Source organism: Aliiroseovarius sp. F47248L (genome assembly GCF_023016085.1).
Lineage (GTDB): Bacteria > Pseudomonadota > Alphaproteobacteria > Rhodobacterales > Rhodobacteraceae > Aliiroseovarius.
This window is the reverse complement of sequence record NZ_JALKBF010000001.1, coordinates 863661-887507: the sequence shown is the minus strand read 5'-3', so window position 1 is coordinate 887507 and position 23847 is coordinate 863661. Positions and strand designations below refer to the sequence as shown.

The following is a 23847-nucleotide window of genomic DNA, read 5'->3' as shown; positions in this document are numbered from 1 at the left end:
TTCCACGAATGTTCCACATGCGCAAACCGATTGTCGGCCTCACCCTGCATTTTCCCGCCCCCTAAAGGGGGCGCGGCGAAAGGACCGCCTATATATAAAGCCTGCCCATTGACAAGCTGCCCCTTCGCAACACATCTAACGCCTCCAGTAAGACCGCCATTTTTTCATGGTCGCCTGAGTCGAGAGGAAGTTCATGCCAGTTGTCGTCGTTGAAAGCCCGGCCAAAGCCAAGACCATCAACAAGTATCTTGGGTCGGACTATACGGTTCTTGCCTCTTACGGCCACGTGCGCGACTTGCCACCCAAGGACGGGTCCGTCGATACGGACGCCGATTTCGCTATGAAATGGGAGGTTGGACGCGACAGCGCCAAGCATGTGCGCGCCATTGCGGACGCATTGAAAGACGACAACAACCTGATCCTCGCAACCGACCCCGATCGCGAAGGGGAAGCGATTTCGTGGCACCTTGAGGAAGCCCTGCGCAAACGGCGGGCGATCAAGAAGGACACGCCGGTCAGCCGTGTGGTGTTCAACGCGATCACAAAATCCGCAGTGACCGAGGCGATGCAACAGCCCCGCGACGTCGACACCGATCTGGTCGAGGCCTATCTGGCCCGTCGCGCGCTGGATTATCTGGTGGGCTTCAACCTGTCACCCGTTCTGTGGCGCAAACTGCCCGGCGCGCGCTCTGCGGGTCGTGTGCAGTCGGTCTGCCTGCGCCTGATCGTTGAGCGTGAGGAAGAGATCGAGGCGTTCAAGGCCCGTGAATACTGGTCGGTGAAAGCGCTGCTCTCCACCCCACGCGGGCAGGAATTCGAGGCACGTCTGACAGTTCTGGGCGGCCAAAAGCTGGACCGCTATGACCTTGAGAACGAGACCGCTGCCGAAATGGCCGTGCAGGCGATTTCCTCGCGCGATCTGACCGTTCAGTCGGTCGAAGCAAAACCCGCGACCCGCAACCCCTCGCCGCCCTTCATGACGTCGACCCTGCAACAGGACGCGAGCCGCAAGTTCGGCTTTGGCGCGCGTCAGACCATGTCGACAGCCCAGCGCCTCTATGAAGCGGGCTATATCACCTATATGCGGACCGACGGGATCGACATGGCGCCGGAAGCCGTGGCCGCCGCGCGTGATGCGATTTCGGATCGTTATGGTAAGGAGTTCATCCCGGCCAAGCCCCGGATTTACAAGAACAAGGCCAAGAACGCGCAAGAAGCGCACGAATGTATCCGCCCGACGGATATGACCGTATCCGCGAGTGATCTGGCGCGGTTGGAACCCGATCAGCGCAAGCTTTACGACCTGATCTGGAAACGCACGCTGGCCAGCCAGATGGAAAGCGCGAAGTTTGAACGCACGACGGTTGATGTCGGCTCATCCGACGGTCAGGTCGTGCTGCGCGCCACCGGACAGGTTGTCGTGTTCGAAGGCTTTCTGAAGGTCTATGAAGAAGGTCGCGACGATCAGGTGGTGGATGATGACGACAAGCGCCTACCCCAGATCATGGAAGGCGAAAAGGCCGAGAAAAAAGGCGTCACGCCCGAACAGCATTTCACCCAACCCCCGCCCCGTTACACCGAGGCCACGCTGGTCAAGCGCATGGAAGAACTGGGCATCGGTCGCCCCTCGACCTATGCGTCGGTGATCACGACCATTCAGGACCGCGAGTATGTCCGCAAAGACAAGAACCGTCTGTTTCCCGAGGACAAGGGGCGGATCGTCACCATCTTCCTGATGAATTTCTTCCGTAAATATGTGGGATACGAATTTACCGCACATTTGGAAGAAGAGCTGGACGAAATCTCGGCTGGCGACATGGATTATAAAGAGGTGCTCGCGCGCTTCTGGCGCGATTTCTCGGCGGCAATTGCCGAGACGTCCGAGTTGCGCATCTCGGAAGTGCTCGACAAGTTGGACGCCGCCCTTGCGCCGCAACTGTATCCGCCGCGCGAAGATGGATCAGACCCGCGCATCTGCCCGAAATGCGGCAAAGGTCAGCTGCACCTGAAAACCTCGCGCACTGGTGGGTTTGTCGGTTGTGGCAACTATCCCGAATGCACCTATACGCGCCCCATCGCAGGCGAAGGCGCTGAGGGTGACGAGCGGATGTTGGGCGAAGATGCCGGCGACGAAATCTGGCTGAAATCCGGGCGCTTCGGGCCTTACGTGCAGCGCGGCGAACCCACACCGGAAAACAAGAAGCCGCCGCGCGCGTCCCTGCCCAAAGGCTGGGACAAGGACGAGATGGATCTGGAACAGGCACTGGTGCTGCTGTCCTTGCCCCGCGAAATTGGCGAACATCCCGAAGGTGGCATGATCAGCGCGAATTTCGGGCGCTTTGGCCCTTATGTCATGCACAAACTGCCCGACGACGCCAAACCGACCTATGCCAATCTGAAAGACCCCAACGATGTCTTTGAGATCGGCATGAACCGCGCGGTCGAGATGCTGGCAGAAAAACGCGCCAACCCCGGTGGGCGCGGGCGGGCAGCAGCCAAGCCGTTGAAAGAACTGGGCGAACATCCTGAGGACGGCGGCCCCGTGAATGTTATGGACGGGCGTTATGGGCCCTATGTGAAATGGGAAAAGGTCAACGCGACCATTCCCAAAGACGTCGAGGCAACTGACGTGACCATGGAAATGGCCGTCGAGTGGATCGCGGAAAAAGCGGCCAAGAAAAAGCCTGCGAAAAAGAAAGCCGCACCGAAAAAGAAACCTGCGGCGAAGAAAAAGCAGGCCGCCAAGAAAAAACCAACAGCCAGCAAAGGCTGACTGTGTCATTGGGACTGGGGTGCCACGCCATTCATTGCGTGCGGCACCCCGATCCGGGCCAAAATGCGACACTGTCCAGATTACATTCCAACTCTCGAATTCGTGATTTGAAACCCACCTTTAGACCGGCTTCAGTGCGGCCAAACGCAATCGAAAAGTGAGCCTCACCATGTCACGTATTCTTTCGCGCCGCGCGGTCATCGCAGGCGCGGCAGCATCCCTTTCGCTGCCTAGCACTGGCCTTGCCACTCCCATCATCGAAACTGCCAAGCGCAATGCATCAAGCTTTGCCAACCAAGACTGGCGCGACCATTTCGACAAGCTGGACCGGGTGACCATCGTCTGTGACACCATTTCGCGCGCCTTGCATTATTGGAGCGCCGATGGCAGCGATTATCGCATCTATCCCTCCTCGGTTCCGATGACGGATGAGCTAACCAAAACCGGATACACGAAGATCGTTCGCAAACGCGAGGCCCCTGACTGGACCCCGACTCCAAGCATGCTGGAACGCAATCCCGAGCTGAAATACACGCCGCCCGGCCCTGACAATCCGCTGGGCACCCATGCGATGTATCTGGATTGGCCAGCCTATCTGATCCATGGCACCCATGACACGCGCAAGATCGGACGACGCAGCTCGGACGGGTGCATCGGTCTTTACAACAGTGCCATCGCCGAGCTGTTCGCCATCACGCCGATCGGTGCGCAAGTGCGCGTGATCTAGAAGGCACTAAGACCGGCATTCTACTTACGCCGCATTGCCCTTTTGTTGATCGTCGGGCCCTTCTAGCAACTCCTCAACCACCGCGCCCACCAACTGGGTGCGGTTCTTTACCCCAGCCTTGCGGTAAATCGCGTTGTTTTGCGATTTAACCGTACCTGGGCTGGTGTTGCGGGCCTCGGCGATCTCGGCGACGGTCAAGCCCTTGACGGTCAACAGCGCGATGTCTTCTTCGGCCTCGGTGAGCGACCAGTGCGCAAACAGGGCGTGTAGCATTGCTGTAAACTCGCCCTGTGCAGCATGCAGAAGTCTTTCGACCTCGGCGTTTCTGGCATGAAGAACGCGGTGACTATACCACAACAACAGACCGCCGATGACAAAGCCGCCAAGCGTAATGAGCTCGACGATTTCGTGCACGATCCAACCGTAGTTGAGCAAATAGAAGCCAGTGATTTCACCCACCAGCTCCTCGGTAAAGGCCAAGGCCGACAGCACGTAAATCGCAACGCCAAGTCTGGTAATCGTGATTGGTTTCATGTCGGCCTCTGGCTGTTTGTCAGATCAAGTTTGATCAGTCGTCGTCGTCTCGGTCATCATCCCGATCATTGTCACGGTCATCATCGCGATCATCATCGCGATCATCATCCCGATCGTCATCGCGGTCATCGTCATCACGATCATCATCGTCATCATCGTCATCGTCGTCATAGTCGTCATAGTCGTCATAGTCGTCATCGTCGTCATCGTCGTCATCGTCGCGGCTATCCCGATCGTCGTCGCGATCATCCTCGGGCTCGAACTTATCGCGCAGAATCTCGCCGTTCTTTCCCAATACAATTTCACGCTCGCCCTTCGGGCCTTCGCCTTCAATTCTCAGGTTGCCGAACAGGCTGCGCTTGATCTTGATCTCGGTGTAGCCCTCGGCGGTCAACATTTCGATCACGTCGTCCCGTGTGGTCTGGGCGCTGGCCGGAGCGGCAAGCATCGCCAGAACTACTGCGGTGACAAAGGCGTTTGACGTTTTCATCTGGGTCATGGTGGTCTCCGTATCTAGTCAGTCGATGTCCCGATCTATCGTCACGTCCTGTTGCCGCGATACTGCACTTTGGATGATCCGCCCGACAACCAACCAAAGTTATAGACGCCCAAGCAGGTAGAAATACGCAGACCGCCCTTCCGCGCGTGCGTTTCGTTGACTTTGCACCGTCCTCACGCCAGAACAGGTGCGAAACTGACGAGAGGTAACTTTCATGAAAAAGGTATATGGCAGCGCCGGCGAGGCTCTTGATGGGCTGCTCAGCGACGGCATGCTGATTGCCGCTGGGGGCTTTGGCCTGTGTGGCATTCCAGAATTGCTGATCGACGCGCTTGTGGAAAGCGGCGTCAAAGACACCACCATCGCATCGAACAACTGCGGCGTTGACGGCTTCGGGCTTGGCAAATTGCTGGACACGAAACAGATCAAGAAGATGATGTCGTCTTATGTCGGCGAAAACGCCGAATTCATGCGCCAATACCTGTCGGGCGAGTTGGAACTGGAATTCAACCCCCAAGGCACGCTGGCCGAACGCATGCGTGCTGCCGGTCACGGCATCCCCGGTTTTTATACCAAAACCGGCGTAGGCACCGTGATCGCGGAAGGCAAAGAAGTGAAGGTCTTCAATGGCGAGGAATATATCCTTGAAGAAGGCATCTTTGCTGACCTTTCGATCGTGAAAGCGTGGAAAGCGGATGAAACCGGCAACCTGATTTTCCGCAAGACTGCCCGCAACTTCAACCCGCCCGCCGCCATGTGTGGCAAGGTGTGCGTGGCCGAAGTCGAAGAGATCGTGCCGACCGGGTCGCTTGACCCCGATGCGATCCATCTGCCGGGCATCTATGTGCATCGCATCATCCAAGGCGAGCACGAAAAGCGTATCGAACAACGCACCATTCGGGAGGGCTAAGATCATGGCATGGGACCGCAATCAAATGGCCGCCCGCGCGGCACAGGAACTGCAAGACGGCTGGTATGTGAACCTTGGCATCGGCATCCCGACGCTGGTGTCCAACTTCATCCCTGATGGGGTCGAGGTCACACTGCAATCGGAAAACGGCATGCTGGGCATGGGCCCCTTCCCGACCGAGGCCGAGATCGACGCCGACCTGATCAATGCTGGTAAGCAGACCATCACCGAACTGCCCCAGACCTCGTATTTCGACAGCTCGATGAGCTTTGGGATGATCCGGGGCGGCAAGATCGCCATGGCGATCCTTGGCGCGATGGAAGTGGCCGAAAACGGCGATTTGGCCAACTGGATGATTCCCGGCAAGCTGGTCAAAGGTATGGGCGGCGCGATGGACCTTGTGGCCGGTGTTGGCCGCGTGGTGGTCGTGATGGACCACACCAACAAGCACGGCGACAGCAAAGTGCTGAAGGAATGCAGCCTGCCGCTGACCGGCAAGGCCGTGGTCGACCGTATCATCACCAACCTTGGGGTTCTGGATGTGGTCGAAGGTGGCTTGAAAATCGTCGAGACCGCCGATGGCGTGACCGAAGACGAGTTGCGCGCCGCGACCGAGGCAAAGATCGTCAACTAAGCCAAAGTGACGAAACACAACAAAGGCTCCGTTCGCGGAGCCTTTTTCGTTTCTGGTTGTATTCAGATATGCAGTTTTGAAGGCCGGAACATCGTGTTCATCGCATCGCTTTCGACGTCCAGAACACGTGGTTTACGGATCGCAGGCAGAATACAAAGATCATAGATTTCGGATGCGACGCCATCCAGCACGATTTGATGTTCAATGTCACCTGTGTCCAGATTGATCACCGAGATCGAACATTCCGGATCGACCCCCATATCTTGAAGTCTCTGATTAAGAGGCGTGCCGTCGTTGCCCTCAAACACGCCGCTCTGCCTAGGTCGAGATGCCCCAACCAATGCGTAATTTTTCCAGAATGCAACGCCACGGGTGAACCCCGGAATGAAACAAATAGGCTTGTACTCGCCCGTTGACCGGTCAACTTCACCAAACTCACCCTGTCCGCTATTGGCGACGTACAGCCGCCCGTTATGAAGCTGCGGAGAATGTGGCATGTGTAGACTGTCACACAGAATGTTGTTGGTCTTAACATCCACCACAAGCCCGGCGCTTTGATCTTTCGGTAGTGCGCGCCACCCCTCGGGAACATCGGTTTCGGCGAAACACGTGACGTATTTGGGCACACCTTCTTCCAAGGCAAGACAATTCAGATGGCACCGATCCCCATAAGCAAACTCGCTGATGAACGGCGGCTTCCAAATCGGCTCAAAACTCCACTTTTCATGCAGCCGCCCGATACAGTTGAACTGACAGGCGACGAAATACACGCCATGATCACTAACACGCAGGTCATGCAGGTTGATATAGCCCGTCGTGGTCGCGCCAATTGGTGCAAAAACCGCATCGTTTCCCTGCGACATCTGGCCTTTATCCAGAAAATTCTCGAAACGCCAGATTTGCTTTTGGCTGGCCATCCACAACGTGCCCTTATGAAGGCTCAACCCCATGGAACGGGGAAAGTTGGCATCCGACAGCACGAACTGTCCGGCCTCGTTCACGCCAATCATGAACAGCTTACCAATGTGATAGGTGTTGAACGCCAGAGAAATCTTGTTTTTGGTCAGCCAGCCGCGAAACCCGTTGCTGGGTTGTAGGCGTACTCGACCCGTTGTCAGCGCAGGCGGTTTTGGAAATTCCAAATCTACTTTGGTATTGTCATCTTCGGCGGGGTCCGTCACTTGTTGCTCCACTTTCCGGTTGGCAGCCCAATACTGTTATCCGAAAAAGGTGCCGTCGAGGGGAAAATAGAGTTAAGGTTCAGGTCTTAGGTATGGGCATAACAGAAAACAAAGACACTGGCGGACTGATCGAAGTGTCGCCCCTCTATCCCAACGAAGATGTTCTGCGGGTGTTTGGTGAATTGGCATTCCTGGCGTTCTATTCCAACGTCTATGGTGATTGGTCGGCCCGCGCGATTGCGAAGGCGTTTGAGCCTCCGATATATCTCAAACAGTTCAATATTTACCAGGCACGCGATGTCCCACGCGGCCTTGTGACCTGGGCCAAGTTGGATGCCGCCGCCGAGAAAAAGCATCTGTCTGGCAACGGATTGGATGAATTTGATGAATGGCGGTCGGGCGAACAGCTTTGGATCATGGACATCATGGCACCGTGGGGACATGGCGCTGAGATCATTGAGAATATCAAGGCAACTGTTCAAGAAGACAGCGTGAAGACCTTACGAATCCACGAAGGTCAGAAAAAAGTGCTTGAATGGCATCGCAGCCCCGGCAGTTCGAAATGGAAGATCCGCTCGACCATGGTCGCATAGCGTGTCGCAAGCTGACGCAAAATACCCTTTTCTGCTTCAACAAATTGCCAGAATGCTCCGATTAACGTAGTTATGAAATCAAGGGTGCTGTAAAAATAGGTCGCTTGGGAAATGGAACCGTAGATGCCCCCATTTATTTTGTGCCGAGTGAAGGAGACCCAAACATGGTGAGTCTATCAGGACCGACCACTGCCTCGATCACCGAAGGCTTGCCCGGAACGGGTAATGTCAGTGCCAGCGGCACCGTGGTGAACACCGAGCCTGGCACCTACAGTTGGCTTGCTGGCGGATACGATATCCTGTCCGCCCCCTCGTTCGGGACGCTGACTATCACCCAGAACACCGCAAATGGCGAAGGTGGCTATACTTGGTCTTTCGTTGTGGACAGCGACGATCCTGCTTTAGATGGGTTGGACGCAGGTCAAAGTCTGGATGTTACCTTCAATATCCGAGTTACGGACACTTCTTTCGATGGCACCAATTCAACCGTCAACGGCACGGCGGTCGTTGACACCCATCAAGTGACGATAACTATCTTTGGCGAGACCGAGGTGTGCTTTGCTCGCGGAACAGAAATCCTTACTAATCTCGGCCCACGCCGGATCGAGACATTGCGCGTTGGTGATCTGGTCATGACCCGCGACAGTGGTCTGCAACCCCTGCGCTGGATATCTGCGTCAAAGGTCAACCGGGATCGTCGGCGTGGCAATTCACAGCTGGATCCAGTGGCAATTGCACCAGACACATTCGCGCCTGGCGTGCCAAACAAGACTCTACGCGTTTCGCCGCAGCACCGATTGCTTATGGAAGGTCCGCACTTGGATCTGTTGTTGGCACAGGATGCAGCCCTTGTCAGTGCAAAAAGCCTTGTGAATGGCGACAGCATCTTTGAATGCGGTGCCGAGGTCGATGATCTGGAATACTGGCATATCGTCCTTGAAAAACACGAGATTGTTTTTGCAGATGGTTGTCCTGCCGAGACGCTTCATCTTGGTGATGTGACCCTGTCCACGCTGACTGAAGCGCAGATCGAAGAGCTTCACGCGATCTTCCCGGGGCTGACTGAACAACAAGGCGAGCTCGCTCATGTCGAACTGCGTGGGTTTGAAGGGCAAGTCCTGTCACGCGCCTTGAGCCCGGCTCTGATGACGCCCAAAGATCACGCGCTCTAAACAAGGCCTTCCATCACCACAGCTCTTTCAGGCGTCGGAGCGCGAACGGGAGCGGTCGGTGCAGCCGTACCAGATGAGCGTCGCGTGCGTTATTGCCTCTCGCTTTTGCACGTATGCTTTCATATTCTCGCCGCAATCCCCCGCCATAAGCCGGGCAATGACAATGAGCAGCGTAAACCCCATATCTTCCACATCAGGGAAACAATCTACCCCTGATGCCAGCCCCAACCGGCGGTTGCGTGATACGCTTGTGCTTCTGGGATTGTTTGGTTTGGTGCTGGTTGGATTGATCGGGATTGCGGCCGCTACAGGGTGGGAAGAAACCCGCGCACAACTGGCCAAACTGACAGCCGCGCAATTCTCCGTGCTACTCGCGTTGAGCCTTGTAAACTATGTCTTTCGCGGTCTGCGCTGGCATATCTTTGCGCGCAAACTGGGATTGCCCACAGGTCTTGGCCAAGACCTGCGCCACTTCCTTGGCGGTTTTGCCATGTCGGTCACACCGGGCCGCGTGGGCGAACTGGTGCGAATGCGCTGGCTGAAACGCGAAACGGGGTGGGCGTTCGAACGCACAGCGCCACTTGTGTTGGTCGATCGCGCATCTGACCTGTCCGCCATGGCCCTGATCCTTGGGCTGGCGCTGGCCTTTTCGGCCACCGGGATTGCGGGCGGTCTGCCCGTCACCATCCTTGCCTTGATCGCCGCCTTCGCCGCGACCCGACCGCGCCTGCTGGGCTGGTTCGCCACGATGGGGCACAGGATCACCGGGCGGTTTGCGCGGCTTTGGGCCAAGATCCGCCGCGCCTCCCTCTCGCTGTCGGCGTTTACATCGCCCACTTTGATGGCGCTTGCCGCTCTGATCGGGGTTATTGGCTGGATTGCCGAAGGCTATGCCTTTCACCTTCTATTGATGTGGATGGGGGCCGATATCGGCTTTGCCAAGGCAGTCGCGATCTTCGTCTTCTCAACCCTCGCCGGTGGACTGACCGGTGCACCCGGCGGAGTTGGCGGGGCCGAAGCCGCCATGATTGCCCTGCTCGCGATGGAGGGCGTGCCGCTTGAGGTCAGCGTGCCTGCCACCGCCATCATCCGCGTTACAACCCTTTGGTTCGCCATCGGGATCGGCCTTCTGGTCTTTCCCGTCGCCGAACGCAATTCATTGAGACATACACATGGTTTGGAAAAAGAATGAGTATTCCGGCTGGGGCCGGGTTCAGCGTGCAAGTGCCGAACTGGCGCGACCAGAACGCGCCCGCAGCCTGAAGGCGGTTGTGGAAGCCCACCCCTGCCCAGCCATAGGCAATTGCCGCTCTTATGGCGATGCGGCGCTGAACGACGGCGGTCGCGCCATCGACATGACGCGGATGAACCGCATCATCGACTTTAACGCGGACACTGGCGTTGTTACGGTCGAGGCTGGCATCACCATCGGTGATCTGGCCCACGTCTTCGCCCCGCGTGGATGGCTACCCGCCGTCATGCCAGGCACCGGCTTTGCCACCGTTGGCGGCTGCATCGCGCAGGACGTGCATGGCAAGAACCACCATAACGAGGGCAGCTTCGGCCAGCATGTTCTGTCCGTCACGTTACTGAATGGCGACAAGCGCACCGTCGCCACCCCCACCCGCAACGCAGGCTTGTTCCGCGCCACCATGGGCGGCATCGGCCAGACCGGCGTGATTGCTGAGGCGAAGCTGCAACTCAAACCCTGCCCCGGCGATGTGATGATGGTCACCGAACGCAGGGCCGAAGATTGGGACGACCACCTTGCCCTGCTGGATGGCAGTCAGGCAACCTATTGTGTGGGCTGGCTCGACACGACAGCCAAGGGCGACAGTCTTGGGCGCGGTGTCATAGAAGAAGCTGAACTGGCTGCGGGGCTTCTGCCCAAGGCGAAACCTTCTAAGAAAATCCCGTTGGATGCGCCGAATTTCGCGCTGGCGGGCCCGGTCGTGCGAGCCTTTAACAACGCTTATTATCGACGGGTGCCTAGCTCGGGGCGCTCGTCCGTCAAACGCATCGACGACTTCTTCTTCCCGCTGGACAAGATCCACGACTGGAACCGCCTTTACGGCAAACGCGGTTTTTACCAGTTCCAGAACGTCGTGCCGCTGGATCAGGCAGATGCGCTGAAAGAGATGCTGGAGCTGATCGCGGGCGCGGGCCTGTCCTCGCCCCTCGCTGTGCTCAAACGCATGGGGCCGGGTCGCGCGGGTCATATGAGCTTTCCGATGGAAGGCTACACTCTCGCCGTCGATTTCCCCGCCCGTGATGCGGCTGTGGACCTGATCGCGATGCTTGAGGATATGACCATGGACGCAGGCGGGCGACTTTATCTTGCCAAGGACGCGTTGGCCACTGGCCCGGCGATCAAGGCGATGTATCCCGAACATGGCGACTGGGTGAAACAGGTCAACAAGGCCGACCCGGATCACGCGCTGGAAACCGACATGGTGCGCCGTCTGAACCTGCGCGAGGCGGAGTAAGAACATGACAAAGACCAAACAGAACCAGTGTTGGATTATCCTTGGCGCAACTTCGTCCATGGCGCGCGCCTTTGCGCAGGCCGTGGCTGACCAGGGCGCCAGCGTCCTTCTGGCAGGACGCGATATGGAAGATCTGAAGCGATCCGCTACAGACCTGTCTGCACGCGGTGTGACCGCTGAGGCGGTGAATTTCGACGCCCGCGATATCTCGACATTTCAGCCCATCATTGATCGTGCCGCAGCCGAAGATGGCGTAATCAACGCCGCGGTGTTCGTGGGTTCAATGCCCGCACAAGAAGATATCGATGCAGACCCTGCCCTCATCGAAGGCGTTGTGAAAGATAGCCATACTGGCCCGGCGGCATTCCTGACCATGCTGGCGCCAATCATCGAAGATCGAGGCGCGGGCACAGTAGTCGGCGTCTGTTCGGTTGCAGGCGATCGGGGACGGATTGGCAACTATGTCTATGGCTCGGCCAAGGCAGGTTTTGCGACCTATCTGTCGGGCTTGCGCAACCGCCTGACCCGTGCAGGTGGCCATGTGGTGACCGTGAAGCCCGGTTTCGTGGACACCGCGATGACCTGGGGGATCGAGGGGATGTTTCTTGTCGCCTCCCCCCAGAAGGTCGCCGCCGATATCCTGAAGGCGATCGAAAAGCAGCGCAACGTGATCTACACGCCATTCTTCTGGCGCTATATCATGCTGATTATCCGCAGCATTCCTGAATTCATTTTCAAGAAGATGTCGATCTGACGAACTGCGTCATCCGACGCCAAACCATTCCTGCCATAGTCCGGCGGCATAGAACATAATCGAGATGGTCATCAGCATCAGCCCGATGCCCCGTTTGTCTTTCATTGCGAATACGATGGGGTCGTAATCCTGCTTGCCATACCAGCCCAGCCGCACCATGCGGATCATCCACCATGCCAGCGGCAAACCTGCCACCCACATTAGCCACTGCGTTTTGTAAAGCGACAGGGCTTGTTCGGTGAAGGAATAGAGGAAGAACGCGACCAAGGACGCAACCACGCCTAGTGACGCGACATTCAAAAGGTCGGGCCGGTCCGGGCGACCATAGCCGCGCCCCGGCAACCGCTCGTCCGATGTTGCAAGGGTCAGCTCGGTCAGCCGCTTCACACAGCCAAGGGCCAGGAAGACCGGGAAGATGAACACCAGAAGGTATCCTGACACATGGATGTCGGTCGCCGCAGCGCCCGCCACAACCCGAAGTGTATAGAGCGACGCCAACACCGCGATATCCACCCAGCGCATCCGCTTCAGCTTCAGCGAATAGGCCAGCGAAAGCCCCATATACAGGCTGACCACACCAAAAAAGGCCAAGCCCAGATATGCCGCGACGCCCAGCGCGATGGCGGCCAGCACGAAGAAACACGTCATCCCCACTTGTATCGGCACCGCGCCCGAGGCAAAGGGACGGGCACATTTTTTCACGTGGAGCCGGTCAGCCTCAAGATCCAGAAGATCATTCACCAGATAGATCGAGGACGCCGCCGCCGAAAAGCTGATCACCCCGAGGATCGCCAGAAGAAGCGTGTTCAGGTCAAACGCATGGCCCGCAATCATCGGCACGAACAGCAGCACGTTCTTGACCCATTGATGGGGGCGGAAGCTTTTCAGCACATCTTTCATGCGCCAGCCACCTTCGATCTGGGTGACGGGCTTGCCCTGCGCCTCCAACGCCTTGGCGGAACGAGGATCGCCCACGACAAGGGCGGCATCGGCATGATCCCACACCGCGCGGTCCACCGGGGCGTTGCCCGCATAGTGGAACCCACCTTCGCCATACGCTGCCACCAACGCCTCGGCTTTGCATGCGCCTTTCAGATTGGTTTGCCCATCCGAAGCAAAGATTTGGTCTGACAGGCCATGGTCCGCCGCCAGTTGCGCCACCACGCTGTAATCCGAGGCCGAGGCCAGCACGACTTCGCGCCCTTCTGCCTGCGCGGCGCGGGCAACCTCAAGCACATCAGGTTCAACTGGCAGCAAATCGGTGCGCAGCTCAGCAATTCGGGCCAGTTCTGCTTTCAGGCGTGCGGGATCACGAAAATGGGCCAAGCTGGTTTTCAACGTGTGAATCGGATCACGGCCAAGACCTGCCCAGAAACATTCGAACAGTAAATCCGTACGCAGAAACGTTCCGTCCACGTCCAACACGAACGGTTTCTTGATCAACTCTTCAGCCATCACATCACAATCCATTCACTGCAAATACACATCCGTCAGACAACAGTTCGGGCGGGGTCAGGCACAGCCCCCGCGCCACTTTCCATGCAGCCAGAACTTTAGGCACATAAGCGCGGGTTTCAGCATAGGGGGGCACGCCCCCATTGTCCTTCACCGCATTCTCGCCCGCGTTGTAACCGGCCAGGGCCAATATTGGATCGCCATGGAAATGGTTGATCAACCAATTCAGGTAGGCGACGCCACCCTTGATGTTTTGAGAGGGGTTGTTGCTGTCCTCAACTCCAAACCGGGCGGCAGTATCCGGGATCAATTGCATCAGACCCTGCGCGCCTGCGTGGCTTTCTACATCCACGCGCCCGCCGCTTTCCACAGATATCAGGGCCAGAACAAGCGCAGGAGACACTGGGGTGCCAATCGTTGCCTTCAGGATGTCAGCACCGTGTGCCTTTGCAATGGATTGCAAATGTTGCAGACGCGGTTGCGTCATCCCCTCTTGCGTTTCAAGCAGATCAAGGGCTGTGCGCACATTCGCAGGCCCCGCCTTGTCCAACCGTGGCGACACGGTCGTCCAGAACCAATCCCATTCGGTCGGCTGGGGCGTCGGAACAGCGGCCGCGACCTCCTCGACCACATCAGGGGCCGGAGTCTTGGGCGCAAGCGCCGCGGCTTGGGCGGCAGGATCAATCTGGATGGTGATGCGTTTGACTCCGGCTTGAGGGACCGAAACACGCTTGAAGGTAAAGTCTGGAAAGGGCGCTGGCGTGGTGTCCGCCTGCGCCTGAACCCCCATCGCAAGGGTCAGGACTATGCTTATGTTCACGAAGCGCCGCATTTGCGGTTCACTGCTCTGCCTCGAATTGTTTTATTGTTTGTTGCAGATTTCACCTGTCAGGGCCAGATTTACCTGATATTGTCCACGAGTTTTGCGGGCATCCGCGCAGAATTATCACAGAGACAAGATTTTTATTCATTTTTAAACTGATTATTTTCAACAACTTAACTTCGCAAACCATTAAAAAATCGTTAAGCCAGAAAAGGTACGAAACCTGCCCAACTCTCGCCCCAATCAAAGGGCTAATTAGGTTTCATGCCAAGCAGCGCTGCGGACGGCAAAAAGTTCAGGCGCCAAGGTGAACGAAACGAAACAACACCTTTCGGAGTGAAACAAATGAAACTGTATAACCTGATCAAGACTTTCCAAGCCGACGAAGACGGCGCTGTAACTGTAGACTGGGTCGTCCTGACCGCAGCCATCGTTGGCCTCGGCATCGCGGTTCTGACCTCGGTATCTGGCGGCACCACGTCGCTGGCAGACAAGATCTCGTCCTCGCTGGACGCCATGTCGATCATGAGCCACTAATTTAACCAAGTAACTGGAGTAATGAATATGAAACTGTATAACCTGATCAAGACTTTCCAAGCCGACGAAGACGGCGCTGTAACCGTAGACTGGGTCGTTCTGACCGCAGCTATCGTTGGCCTCGGCATCGCAGTTCTGACCTCGGTATCGGGCGGCACCACGTCGCTGGCAGACAAGATTTCGTCCTCGCTGGATGCCATGTCGATCATGAGCTACTAAGCAATCGTCAGATTGTCCGACTGTTAGCAAAACCGCGCCATCACGGCGCGGTTTTTTCTCGCGCATCCTGCGCAAATTTAAATAGTTTATGAATGTTACTGGAAATTGTTTACGTTTCCTGTGAAGTTCACCCAAAATTCACGCTTTATACTTCAAATTGCCTCAATTCGTGTTGACATGTAGATGAGGGAGTTGGTGTGTGATGCCTCTGGCGTCTTGTAGTGGGAAAGGAACTTAAATGCGTTTGCTCTTCGGACTGGTTCTGATCATAGGCGTCGGCCTGGCAGGGTTCGCTGTTTATATGGCCAAGGACTATATCGGCGGATACCAAGCCCAGCTTGATGCGGAACGTGCGGCGCGCGCTGCGATCGTTCCGACAGTTGATGTGTTCGTCGTAAACCGCCCATTGCGCTATGGCGAACAAATGACAACTGAAGACATCCGGGCCGTCAAATGGCCTGAGAACGCGATTCCCGAAGGCACATTTGGAAAGATCGAAGATATTTTCCCAGACGGCGAAAAGAAATTCCGCACCGTCCTGCGTGCTATGGAAAAAGACGAAGCCCTGCTTCAGGTGAAGGTAACAAAGCCCGGCGCAGATGCCGGTGTGTCCTCGCGTCTGGCGACAGGGATGCGTGCCTTTGCCATCAACGTTGATGTCAGTTCAGGCGTTTCCGGCTTTCTGCGGCCTGAAGACCGGATTGACATTTACTGGACGGGGCGTGGTGTGGATGAACTGGGCGAAGGCCAAGCCGTTACCAAACTGATCCTTGCCAATGTTCACATTATCGCCGTCGACCAGATCGCTGATACCGATCGCACCGGTCCGACGATCGCCCGTACCGTCACGGTTGAAGTGACCCCGCGGCAGGTCGCGGCCCTTGCGCAAGCACAGTCCAGCGGGCGCTTGTCGCTTGCACTTGTGGGGACCCAGGACCAAACCGTTACCTCATCGGTAGAAGTCGGACAGAGCGAAATCAGGGGCGATATCGTTGGTGTGCAAGAAGAGATCTGCACCGTTCGCACCCGTCGCGGCGGCGAGATCATCGAGACCCAAATCGCCTGTCCTGAGTGACATCGCGGTCCGATATGACATGTCGCGACAGTTGAACTGTTGCGACATGTCCACATGAAGCCGACCCAGCAAGGTATTGATTCTTGCATTATTTCGATTTCTGACGCAGTCTGCCACGCAATCGGGTGAAAAACCCATTAAATCGGGCGCAAGACCCGGAGCAGTCAAGTGGGTAATCCCCACGCTATCCACACGTGGTCAGAGAGGCAGGATCACATGAAAGTTGATCGATTTATTAAGGCAGCCCTATTGGGTCTGACGCTGGGGGTCGGCGTACCAGTGGCATCTTCCGCTGAAACGCTGCGCGTCATGAGCGGCGCACCATCCGGCGCGTTGAAAGTTCCCATGAACCGGGCCGTGGTCGTCGAAAGCGACGTCCCCTTCGCCGAGTTGTCCATCGCCAACCCCGGCATCGCGGACATCTCGACCCTGTCGGACCGCACGATTTATGTGCTGGGCAAGACACCAGGGCGCACGACGCTGACCCTGCTTGGGGCCGATGGCAAACTTATCACCAATGTTGACGTTCATGTCGCGCCGGATATCGCAGAGTTCAAGGAACGTCTGCGCCAGATCCTGCCCGGCGAACAAATCGAAGTACGCACCGCAAATGACGGCATCGTGCTGTCAGGCATGGTCAGCTCGATCCAGCGACTGGATCGCGCGCTTGATCTGGCTCAGCGTTACGCACCCGAGCGGGTATCGAATCTAATGACCGTCGGCGGCACTCAGCAAGTCATGTTGAAAGTGCGCTTTGCCGAGATGGGCCGCTCGGTTCGAAAATCCTTGTCCAGCTCGCTTGCCCTATCGGGCGGGCTTAACCCTGACAGCTTCCAAGCTGCGACAGCGCGTGGCATCGGCCAAGGCGCATCCCTTCTTGACACAACCCAGACCACAACGGTTGAGGGCGCTAATGGTGCGATGAAATTCGGCGTCGGAGTCGGTGGTTTGCAGGTGGGCATCCTTCTGGAAGCTCTTGAAACAAAAGGCGTTGTCCGCACTTTGGCCGAGCCGAACCTGACTGCCCTCTCGGGTCAGGAAGCCTCATTCCTGGCGGGCGGCGAATACCCCCTGCCCGTCTCAAACGGCGACAACGAGATCGCCGTGACCTACAAGCCCTTCGGTGTCGAGCTGACCTTCACGCCCACGGTGCTGGCGGATGATGTAATCAATCTGCAACTGAATGCGGCTGTATCGGGACTGGATGAATCTGTCAGCTATAACAATGGCGGCTTCAGCATCAACGCTTTCCGCCGCCGCGAAACCTCAACCACGGTCGAGATGCGGGACGGAGAGAGCTTTGCCATCGCTGGTCTGATCGAGGATGATTTCCAGGACAATATCGGTTCGGTCCCGTGGCTGGGTGACATCCCGGTTCTGGGCGCACTCTTCCGGTCAACCGAATACCAACGGTCGCAATCAGAGCTGGTTATCATCGTCACCGCGCATCTTGTCACCCCGACACGCGGAGAGGCGCTGGCCGTTCCGACCGACCGGATCCGCCCACCGTCCGAGCAGGAACTGTTCCTGTTCGGCAATACTACCGCCAAGAACCGACCCAAATCCGGGGCGGCAGGTGAAGTGGCGCAACAGGACTTCTCCGGGTCCTATGGCTATGTGATGGAGGACTGAGATGTCGATTGAACGTATCAAACCAGTGCTCGCAGCCACCTCGGCTATTGCCATTCTGACGGCATGTTCGGGGGCGGATGTAGCGTCGAAATCCTGGTTCGTGGAAGCAGGTGCCCAACTGGATGAAGGCGGGTTGGGTCAACCGACCGCATATAACACAGGCGTCCAAAACGGCGAGATTAACCCTGCCGTAGCACTGGCCAACCGATTCAACAAGGAATCGCAGGACACCGTCAATTTTGCCTTCAACAGCGCCACGCTGGACAACACAGCGCGCGCCATCCTTAGCCAGCAGGCCCATTGGATCGCCCAGTTCCCCGAACTGCGCTTCCGCGTCTATGGTCACACCGATCTGGTTGGCTCGAACGCATACAACCAACGACTTGGCCTGCGCCGCGCCCATGCTGTGGTTAATTATCTTGTTGCCAGCGGGATCAGCCGCTCGCGGCTTGAGGCTGTTGTCAGCTACGGCGAAACCCGCCCGCTGGTCGTGACGCGCGCGCCTGAAATGCGCAACCGCCGTACGGTGACGGAAGTCACGGGCTTTGTGGGTGGTCGCAAGCCCACGGTTCTGGACGGCAAATACGCGCATGTCGTTTATCGCGAATATGTCGGCAGCGCCGTGCCCCTGCCCATCATCTCGGCCGGGACCGCCGGATCAATCGGCGAAGGCGGTTAATCTAAACATTCAGAGAAGGCGCGACAAGCTCGCGCCTTTTTTATGCGATCCTGCGCGACTTGCCACATTTTTGCCGCATTCCAGGCAGAGAAACTCAAATACCACAGGCAAGCTCTCGCTGTGAACACACTCATTTCATGAAGTTTCTTTGCGGGATAGGGACGTGATATCCCGTTAAAGGCGAAACATTCTGCCGTTCCTCTCTGGGAAACAGATACGCCGTTTCGCCCGTGATCGTCCCAAATGAACGAATAATTTGGCGGTTTAAGCCGCAATGTTGCCCAGATTGACTGTCACTTCTTTGAGCTATTGGGAGCAGTCCGCGTGCAAATTCCGACTCGCGCACGCCTTGGTGGGCAATGGACCGATGGCAGAATGCCTGGGAGCGGGCTCTAACTGGAGGGATTTTACGATGAGTAGCAGTGTTGCGCTACAAGCTGACCCCGAACCGATCGTAGCTTGCACGATCGCACGGGACGTGCAGAACTTTGATCTTCTGATCGAAGACATGGAAGCCGAACTTGGCGAGGCGTGGGGCGACCTGTCGCTTGAAGACGCGCTTGCATTTTTTGCTCAACCAGACGCCGACGCATTGGAGTTTGTCGCGATTGCGATGGACGACCAGGACGAAGCCGATCTGTCTAAGGTGGCAGGTGTTATTCGTGCCGCCGGTGAAAAAGGCATCAAGGTCATTGTGATCGCAGAAGAGGTCAGCCCGATTGCGCTGCACCAGCTTTTGAAAATGGGTGCCGAAGAGTTTGTCCCCTACCCGCTGCCCGAAGGTGCTCTTCACGACGCGATCGAACGTCTGCGCGCACCCGAACCAGAAGCCCCTGCCCTTGTTGACCCTGCCACCCAACCGACACAACTAAAAGGTGGAGAAGATCGCGAAGCGGTGATTCTTGCTGTGCAACCTATGGCCGGCGGCACTGGGGCGACGACCTTGGCTGTCAACCTGGCTTGGGAACTTAGCCAAATGGACCGCAGTAAGAAGGACAAAAAGGCCGGGAAAAACCCGCCGCGCGTTTGCCTTTTGGATCTTGGGCTGCAATTTGGATCGGTGGCAACCTATCTGGATTTGCCGCGCCGCGATGCGGTTTATGAGCTTCTGTCAGATACAGAGGTCATGGATCATGAGATCTTTTCGCAAGCCCTTGTCGCCTTTGATGAAGATCTCCACGTTCTGACAGCGCCACCAGACATGCTGCCGCTGGACATCGTGACCGCAGAAGACATTGATCGCATTATCGAAATGGCTCGACGTAATTTCGACTATGTCGTGATTGATATGCCAAACACTGTAGCTCAGTGGACCGAAACCGTTCTGCATGCAGCACATGTCTATTTTACGACACTGGAGCTTGACCTGCGGTCGGCACAGAACGCGCTTCGAATGATCAAGGCCCTGAAATCCGAGGAACTGCCGGTTGAAAAACTGCGCTATGTCTTGAACCGGGCACCGAAATTCACCGATATGTCGGGCAAGTCGCGTGCCAAGCGTCTGGCGGAAAGTCTTGATATCTCGATCGAGCTGCACCTGCCTGATGGCGGCAAGCCTGTCACGCAGGCCTGCGATCACGGGATCCCCCTGTCGTCCGCCGCAACCAAGAACCCGCTTCGTAGAGAAATCCAGAAATTGGCGCAGTCGGTTCACGATCTGAACCAGGCCGAAGCCACAGCCAACTGATCCCGGAGGCGCTATGTTTTCCCGCTATAAAAAGCCCACGAAACCAGCCGCAGCCGGTACGCCTGAACTGAAAGCCGTTGACGGCGGACGGGCGCAAGCCCCTGCCCCAAGTAAAAAAGCGCCCGACATCACCGCAGCGCCGCGCCCACCCGTTTCGCGTCGCCAAGCCCCTGTGCAGGAAGCCCGCGCCCCACAAGCGGACAAAGAACGCAAGCGTAAGGAGCGGCTGTCCGAGATCAAGACCGAGCTTCACAAGGAATTGCTGGATAACCTGAACCTTGGCGCATTGGAAAGCGCGGCGGAAAAGGACCTGCGTTCGGAAATTACGGACATCACGTCAGAGTTTCTAAACACGCGCGATGTCGTTCTGACCCGCGATGAACGGCTTTTGCTCAATCAGGAACTGTATGACGAAGTGAAGGGCCTCGGCCCGCTGGAGCCGCTTCTGCAGGATGACACCGTCAACGATATTCTGGTGAATGGACCACAACAGGTCTTTGTCGAACGCGCGGGCAAGCTGCAGCTGACCGATGTGACCTTCAAGGATGAACGCCATCTTTTGCGGATCATCGACAAGATCGTGTCCGCCGTGGGACGCCGGGTCGATGAATCGAACCCACATGTTGACGCCCGTCTGGCAGATGGTTCGCGTTTCAACGCGATGGTTCCCCCGATTGCAGTCGATGGCTCGCTGGTTTCGATCCGTAAGTTCAAAAAAGATAAACTGGGCATTGATGAACTTGTCGGTTTCGGTGCGTTTTCGGAAGAAATGGCCGTATATCTTCAGGCCGCTGTTGCCTGTCGTCTGAACGTGATTGTGTCGGGCGGGACGGGTTCTGGTAAGACGACCACGCTGAACGCGCTATCGTCGTTCATCGACAACTCGGAACGCATCCTGACGATCGAGGATACGGCGGAACTTCAGCTGCAACAAACTCATGTTGGCCGGATGGAAAGCCGCCCTGCCAACGTCGAGGGGAAAGGCGCGGTCAGTCAGCGTGACTGTCTGAAGAACGCCCTTCGAATGCGGCCCGATCGTATCATCGTGGGTGAGACCCGCGGCGAAGAAGTTATCGACATGTTGCAAGCCATGAACACCGGCCACGATGGATCGATGACGACGATCCACGCAAACTCCGCCCGCGATGCGGTATCGCGTTTGGAAAACATGATTGCAATGGCCGGGATCGAGATGCCGCTGAAAGCGGTACGCAGCCAAATTGCATCTGCTGTGAACCTGATTGTGCAAGCCAGCCGCTTGCAAGACGGCTCGCGCCGGATGGTATCGATCACAGAAATCACCGGCATGGAAGGTGAAGTGATCTCGATGCAAGAAGTGTTCCGATATGAACGTCTTGGATTGACGCCGGATGGCAAGATCATAGGTCGTTTCAACGCCACCGGCGTGCGGTCACACTATTCCGATCGCTTCCGCCAGTGGGGCTATGACCTGCCTGCATCCATTTATGAACCCTGGAGCGACTGAGAATGTCCATTTCCATCGAACCAATCCTCTATGGTCTGATTTTTCTGGCCGTTCTTTTGCTGGTCGAAGGCATCTACCTGACGGTTTTCGGCAAGTCGATCAGCCTGAACAACCGCATTAATCGCCGGCTGGATATGCTGGAAAAAGGTGCGGCCCGCGAAGAGGTTCTGGAAAAGCTCCGCAAGGAGATGAGCCAACACGTCAAGGCGCAGGGCATCCCCTTCTATTCGCTGCTGGCAACCAAAGCTCAAAAGGCAGCGATTGCATTCACTCCGGCCCAGCTTGTGTTGATGATGGTGCTTTTGTCGATGTTTGCCTTTGTCGGGCTAGGCGTTGCCACAGCGGCATCACTACCAATCCGAGCAGGCATCGCGGTCGTCATGGGGGTGGGCGGCGTCTACATCTGGGTAAACAACAAAGCCAAGAAACGCACCTCGATGATTGAAGAACAACTGCCCGATGCGGTTGAGTTGATGGTACGAAGCCTGCGAGTGGGCCACCCGTTTTCTTCGGCTGTACAGATCGTCGCCAAGGAAGTGCCCGATCCGTTGGGCACTGAAATGGGTTTGATCGCTGACGAAAGCGCCTATGGTCGCGACGTTGGCGAGGCATTGGCCAACATGGCAGAGCGGCTGGACAATCAGGACATGCGCTTTTTGGCCGTCGCGGTGATCATTCAGCAAACTTCAGGCGGTAATCTGGCCGAGATCCTCGACGGTCTCGCCAAGGTGATCCGGTCGCGCTTCAAGCTGTTTCGCCGAGTGCGCGCCATCACGGCCGAGGCGAAGTGGTCCGGCAATTTCCTGTCTGGGTTTCCGGTTGTGGCACTGGTCATGATCAACCTGATCCAGCCCAACTACTATGACAAGGTGCGTGACACGCCCTATTTCATCCCCGCTTGCCTGATCGTGGCTGGTTTTCTTGTGGCGAACGTCTTCGTCATGCGGATGCTGGTAAACATCAAGGTTTGACAGAGGTTTATGAGATGGAACAGATCAACACAATTCTGACTGACATTCTCGGTCCCGCAGGCCCGCTTTTGGCGGTGGGTGCTCTGGGGATCGTGCTGATCGTCGTCACCGTTCCGTTCCTGCTTCGCAAGACCGAGGATCCAATCGAAAAACTACGAAAGGCGCGTGAAAGTGGAAGCAAAGGCGGACAGAAGGTCGATCTGCGGGTCGCCTCTGGTTCGAATAAACTTGAGAAATACTCCGCCTTTCTTGAACCGCAGGACGCAGACGAATACTCGGCCATACAACTGAAACTGTTGCAAGCAGGCTATCCAGGCAAGAATGCCGTGCGGACCTTTCACTTTGCACAATTTGCGCTTGGCATTGGCCTTCTGGTTTTCGGGGTCTTCCTGACCATCTTGAAAACTGCAAATGGGCAAGAGCTGACCACAACCGGTCGCATGCTGTGGATCCTGATCCCCGGCGTCGCCGGATACATGCTGCCGAAATACTGGGTTACACGCCGTGTCGAAACCCGCAAGGAAGAAATCACCAACGGTTTCCCTGACGCGCTCGACATGATGCTGACTTGCGTCGAAGCGGGGCAGTCGCTGGACCAGTCCATCTTGAGGGTGTCCAAGGAGATCCGTGCCTCCTATCCTGCTTTGGCCGATGAGTTTTCGATCGTATCGAACGAGATGAAAGCAGGTAAGGACCGGGTACAAGTGCTGCGCGATCTGTCTGAGCGCGCAGGCGTGCCGGACGTGGCCAGTTTCGTTACCGTGATGATCCAGTCTGCTTCCTTCGGCACCTCGATCGCTGACGCGCTTCGGGTTTATGCTGGCGAGATGCGCGATAAACGCGTCATGCGCGCTGAGGAAAAGGCAAACACCTTGCCCACCAAGATGACACTTGCCACTATGATGCTGACCGTTCCGCCGCTATTGATCATTTTGATCGGTCCATCGGTCTATGACATCTATCTGACCCTTAAATCGGTCCGCTTCTGACGCAACTGAACGGGCCGCGCGAAGGAGCCAC

The 23847-nt window shown here is 56.9% G+C and carries 23 protein-coding genes; 18 read left to right on the top strand and 5 right to left on the bottom strand.

The genetic code is table 11. The features are described 5' to 3' along the window. Positions 1-193: 193 nt before the first annotated feature. Both topA and MWU51_RS04435 read left to right on the top strand, forming a co-directional pair. On the top strand, positions 194-2773 hold the full coding sequence (gene topA, locus MWU51_RS04440) for a type I DNA topoisomerase (protein WP_247035061.1): 2580 nt from the start codon (positions 194-196) through the stop codon (positions 2771-2773). A 169-nt stretch (positions 2774-2942) separates the two neighbouring features. Then, the gene (locus MWU51_RS04435) at positions 2943-3500 is read left to right on the top strand and encodes a L,D-transpeptidase (protein ID WP_247035059.1); all 558 of its coding nucleotides are present in this window, start codon (positions 2943-2945) and stop codon (positions 3498-3500) included. Positions 3501-3524: 24 nt separating this feature from the next. Here MWU51_RS04435 and MWU51_RS04430 read toward each other — a convergent pair whose 3' ends face one another. Further along, complete coding sequence (locus tag MWU51_RS04430) at positions 3525-4034, bottom strand: LuxR C-terminal-related transcriptional regulator (RefSeq protein WP_247035057.1); 510 nt, start codon at positions 4032-4034, stop codon at positions 3525-3527. A 34-nt stretch (positions 4035-4068) separates the two neighbouring features. After that, on the bottom strand, positions 4069-4533 hold the full coding sequence (locus tag MWU51_RS04425; RefSeq protein WP_247035055.1) for a PepSY domain-containing protein: 465 nt from the start codon (positions 4531-4533) through the stop codon (positions 4069-4071). Between the two features lie 214 nt (positions 4534-4747). Here MWU51_RS04425 and MWU51_RS04420 point away from each other — a divergent pair, with 214 nt between their 5' ends. Continuing rightward, positions 4748-5443, top strand: coding sequence for a CoA transferase subunit A (locus tag MWU51_RS04420; RefSeq protein WP_247035053.1), 696 nt, complete (start codon positions 4748-4750; stop codon positions 5441-5443). Between the two features lie 4 nt (positions 5444-5447). Then, the gene (locus MWU51_RS04415) at positions 5448-6077 is read left to right on the top strand and encodes a 3-oxoacid CoA-transferase subunit B (protein ID WP_247035051.1); all 630 of its coding nucleotides are present in this window, start codon (positions 5448-5450) and stop codon (positions 6075-6077) included. Positions 6078-6139: 62 nt separating this feature from the next. On the opposite strand, the gene MWU51_RS04410 is transcribed toward MWU51_RS04415, so the two are convergent. Then, on the bottom strand, positions 6140-7258 hold the full coding sequence (locus tag MWU51_RS04410; protein ID WP_247035050.1) for a TIGR03032 family protein: 1119 nt from the start codon (positions 7256-7258) through the stop codon (positions 6140-6142). Between the two features lie 92 nt (positions 7259-7350). On the opposite strand from MWU51_RS04410, the gene MWU51_RS04405 reads away from it, so the two are divergent. From MWU51_RS04405 to MWU51_RS04385, 5 genes are all read left to right on the top strand, one after another. Further along, positions 7351-7851, top strand: coding sequence for a toxin-activating lysine-acyltransferase (locus MWU51_RS04405; protein ID WP_247035049.1), 501 nt, complete (start codon positions 7351-7353; stop codon positions 7849-7851). A 164-nt stretch (positions 7852-8015) separates the two neighbouring features. After that, a complete protein-coding gene (locus MWU51_RS04400; RefSeq protein ID WP_247035047.1) occupies positions 8016-9023 on the top strand; it encodes a Hint domain-containing protein in 1008 nt (335 codons plus the stop codon). A gap of 163 nt (positions 9024-9186) precedes the next feature. Further along, positions 9187-10215: a lysylphosphatidylglycerol synthase transmembrane domain-containing protein gene (locus MWU51_RS04395; RefSeq protein ID WP_348646715.1), complete on the top strand. Its 1029-nt coding sequence runs from the start codon at positions 9187-9189 to the stop codon at positions 10213-10215. Beyond that, positions 10196-11509 carry an FAD-binding oxidoreductase gene (locus MWU51_RS04390; RefSeq protein ID WP_247035045.1) on the top strand — a complete coding sequence of 438 codons (1314 nt, stop codon included), beginning with the start codon at positions 10196-10198 and terminating at the stop codon, positions 11507-11509. The genes MWU51_RS04395 and MWU51_RS04390 overlap by 20 nt, the downstream gene beginning before the upstream one ends. A gap of 4 nt (positions 11510-11513) precedes the next feature. Beyond that, on the top strand, positions 11514-12263 hold the full coding sequence (locus MWU51_RS04385; protein WP_247035044.1) for an SDR family oxidoreductase: 750 nt from the start codon (positions 11514-11516) through the stop codon (positions 12261-12263). Between the two features lie 9 nt (positions 12264-12272). Here the strand turns inward: MWU51_RS04385 and MWU51_RS04380 are convergent, their stop codons facing one another. After that, positions 12273-13718, bottom strand: a complete 1446-nt coding sequence (locus tag MWU51_RS04380; RefSeq protein ID WP_247035042.1) for a UbiA family prenyltransferase — start codon at positions 13716-13718, stop codon at positions 12273-12275. A gap of 4 nt (positions 13719-13722) precedes the next feature. Beyond that, entirely contained in the window at positions 13723-14508 is a 786-nt protein-coding gene (locus MWU51_RS04375) for a lytic transglycosylase domain-containing protein (protein ID WP_247038703.1), read from the bottom strand. Positions 14509-14886: 378 nt separating this feature from the next. Here MWU51_RS04375 and MWU51_RS04370 point away from each other — a divergent pair, with 378 nt between their 5' ends. The 9 genes from MWU51_RS04370 (at position 14887) to MWU51_RS04330 (ending at position 23816) form a co-directional block, all read left to right on the top strand. Then, entirely contained in the window at positions 14887-15078 is a 192-nt protein-coding gene (locus MWU51_RS04370; RefSeq protein WP_247035040.1) for a hypothetical protein, read from the top strand. 27 nt (positions 15079-15105) lie between these two features. Next, positions 15106-15297: a hypothetical protein gene (locus MWU51_RS04365; RefSeq protein WP_247035039.1), complete on the top strand. Its 192-nt coding sequence runs from the start codon at positions 15106-15108 to the stop codon at positions 15295-15297. Positions 15298-15535: 238 nt separating this feature from the next. Next, complete coding sequence (cpaB, locus tag MWU51_RS04360; protein ID WP_247035038.1) at positions 15536-16372, top strand: Flp pilus assembly protein CpaB; 837 nt, start codon at positions 15536-15538, stop codon at positions 16370-16372. Positions 16373-16588: 216 nt separating this feature from the next. Beyond that, positions 16589-18004, top strand: coding sequence for a type II and III secretion system protein family protein (locus MWU51_RS04355; protein WP_247035037.1), 1416 nt, complete (start codon positions 16589-16591; stop codon positions 18002-18004). Position 18005: 1 nt separating this feature from the next. Next, entirely contained in the window at positions 18006-18683 is a 678-nt protein-coding gene (locus tag MWU51_RS04350) for an OmpA family protein (RefSeq protein WP_247035036.1), read from the top strand. Between the two features lie 412 nt (positions 18684-19095). Next, complete coding sequence (locus MWU51_RS04345; RefSeq protein WP_247035035.1) at positions 19096-20370, top strand: AAA family ATPase; 1275 nt, start codon at positions 19096-19098, stop codon at positions 20368-20370. A 13-nt stretch (positions 20371-20383) separates the two neighbouring features. Then, positions 20384-21856 (top strand): CpaF family protein, encoded by a 1473-nt coding sequence (locus MWU51_RS04340; RefSeq protein ID WP_247035034.1) that lies wholly within the window; start codon positions 20384-20386, stop codon positions 21854-21856. 2 nt (positions 21857-21858) lie between these two features. Further along, the gene (locus MWU51_RS04335) at positions 21859-22827 is read left to right on the top strand and encodes a type II secretion system F family protein (RefSeq protein ID WP_247035033.1); all 969 of its coding nucleotides are present in this window, start codon (positions 21859-21861) and stop codon (positions 22825-22827) included. A gap of 14 nt (positions 22828-22841) precedes the next feature. Then, the gene (locus MWU51_RS04330) at positions 22842-23816 is read left to right on the top strand and encodes a type II secretion system F family protein (protein ID WP_247035032.1); all 975 of its coding nucleotides are present in this window, start codon (positions 22842-22844) and stop codon (positions 23814-23816) included. Positions 23817-23847 lie beyond the last annotated feature (31 nt).

What these genes read in the sequence shown, in the direction of transcription:
- topA (WP_247035061.1), top strand. Translation starts at nt 194, where the DNA reads ATGCCAGTTGTCGTCGTTGAAAGCCCGGCCAAAGCCAAGACCATCAAC.
- MWU51_RS04435 (WP_247035059.1), top strand. Translation starts at nt 2,943, where the DNA reads ATGTCACGTATTCTTTCGCGCCGCGCGGTCATCGCAGGCGCGGCAGCA.
- MWU51_RS04430 (WP_247035057.1), bottom strand. Translation starts at nt 4,034, where the DNA reads ATGAAACCAATCACGATTACCAGACTTGGCGTTGCGATTTACGTGCTG.
- MWU51_RS04425 (WP_247035055.1), bottom strand. Translation starts at nt 4,533, where the DNA reads ATGACCCAGATGAAAACGTCAAACGCCTTTGTCACCGCAGTAGTTCTG.
- MWU51_RS04420 (WP_247035053.1), top strand. Translation starts at nt 4,748, where the DNA reads ATGAAAAAGGTATATGGCAGCGCCGGCGAGGCTCTTGATGGGCTGCTC.
- MWU51_RS04415 (WP_247035051.1), top strand. Translation starts at nt 5,448, where the DNA reads ATGGCATGGGACCGCAATCAAATGGCCGCCCGCGCGGCACAGGAACTG.
- MWU51_RS04405 (WP_247035049.1), top strand. Translation starts at nt 7,351, where the DNA reads ATGGGCATAACAGAAAACAAAGACACTGGCGGACTGATCGAAGTGTCG.
- MWU51_RS04400 (WP_247035047.1), top strand. Translation starts at nt 8,016, where the DNA reads ATGGTGAGTCTATCAGGACCGACCACTGCCTCGATCACCGAAGGCTTG.
- MWU51_RS04395 (WP_348646715.1), top strand. Translation starts at nt 9,187, where the DNA reads ATGAGCAGCGTAAACCCCATATCTTCCACATCAGGGAAACAATCTACC.
- MWU51_RS04390 (WP_247035045.1), top strand. Translation starts at nt 10,196, where the DNA reads ATGGTTTGGAAAAAGAATGAGTATTCCGGCTGGGGCCGGGTTCAGCGT.
- MWU51_RS04385 (WP_247035044.1), top strand. Translation starts at nt 11,514, where the DNA reads ATGACAAAGACCAAACAGAACCAGTGTTGGATTATCCTTGGCGCAACT.
- MWU51_RS04380 (WP_247035042.1), bottom strand. Translation starts at nt 13,718, where the DNA reads ATGGCTGAAGAGTTGATCAAGAAACCGTTCGTGTTGGACGTGGACGGA.
- MWU51_RS04375 (WP_247038703.1), bottom strand. Translation starts at nt 14,508, where the DNA reads ATGGGGGTTCAGGCGCAGGCGGACACCACGCCAGCGCCCTTTCCAGAC.
- MWU51_RS04370 (WP_247035040.1), top strand. Translation starts at nt 14,887, where the DNA reads ATGAAACTGTATAACCTGATCAAGACTTTCCAAGCCGACGAAGACGGC.
- MWU51_RS04365 (WP_247035039.1), top strand. Translation starts at nt 15,106, where the DNA reads ATGAAACTGTATAACCTGATCAAGACTTTCCAAGCCGACGAAGACGGC.
- cpaB (WP_247035038.1), top strand. Translation starts at nt 15,536, where the DNA reads ATGCGTTTGCTCTTCGGACTGGTTCTGATCATAGGCGTCGGCCTGGCA.
- MWU51_RS04355 (WP_247035037.1), top strand. Translation starts at nt 16,589, where the DNA reads ATGAAAGTTGATCGATTTATTAAGGCAGCCCTATTGGGTCTGACGCTG.
- MWU51_RS04350 (WP_247035036.1), top strand. Translation starts at nt 18,006, where the DNA reads ATGTCGATTGAACGTATCAAACCAGTGCTCGCAGCCACCTCGGCTATT.
- MWU51_RS04345 (WP_247035035.1), top strand. Translation starts at nt 19,096, where the DNA reads ATGAGTAGCAGTGTTGCGCTACAAGCTGACCCCGAACCGATCGTAGCT.
- MWU51_RS04340 (WP_247035034.1), top strand. Translation starts at nt 20,384, where the DNA reads ATGTTTTCCCGCTATAAAAAGCCCACGAAACCAGCCGCAGCCGGTACG.
- MWU51_RS04335 (WP_247035033.1), top strand. Translation starts at nt 21,859, where the DNA reads ATGTCCATTTCCATCGAACCAATCCTCTATGGTCTGATTTTTCTGGCC.
- MWU51_RS04330 (WP_247035032.1), top strand. Translation starts at nt 22,842, where the DNA reads ATGGAACAGATCAACACAATTCTGACTGACATTCTCGGTCCCGCAGGC.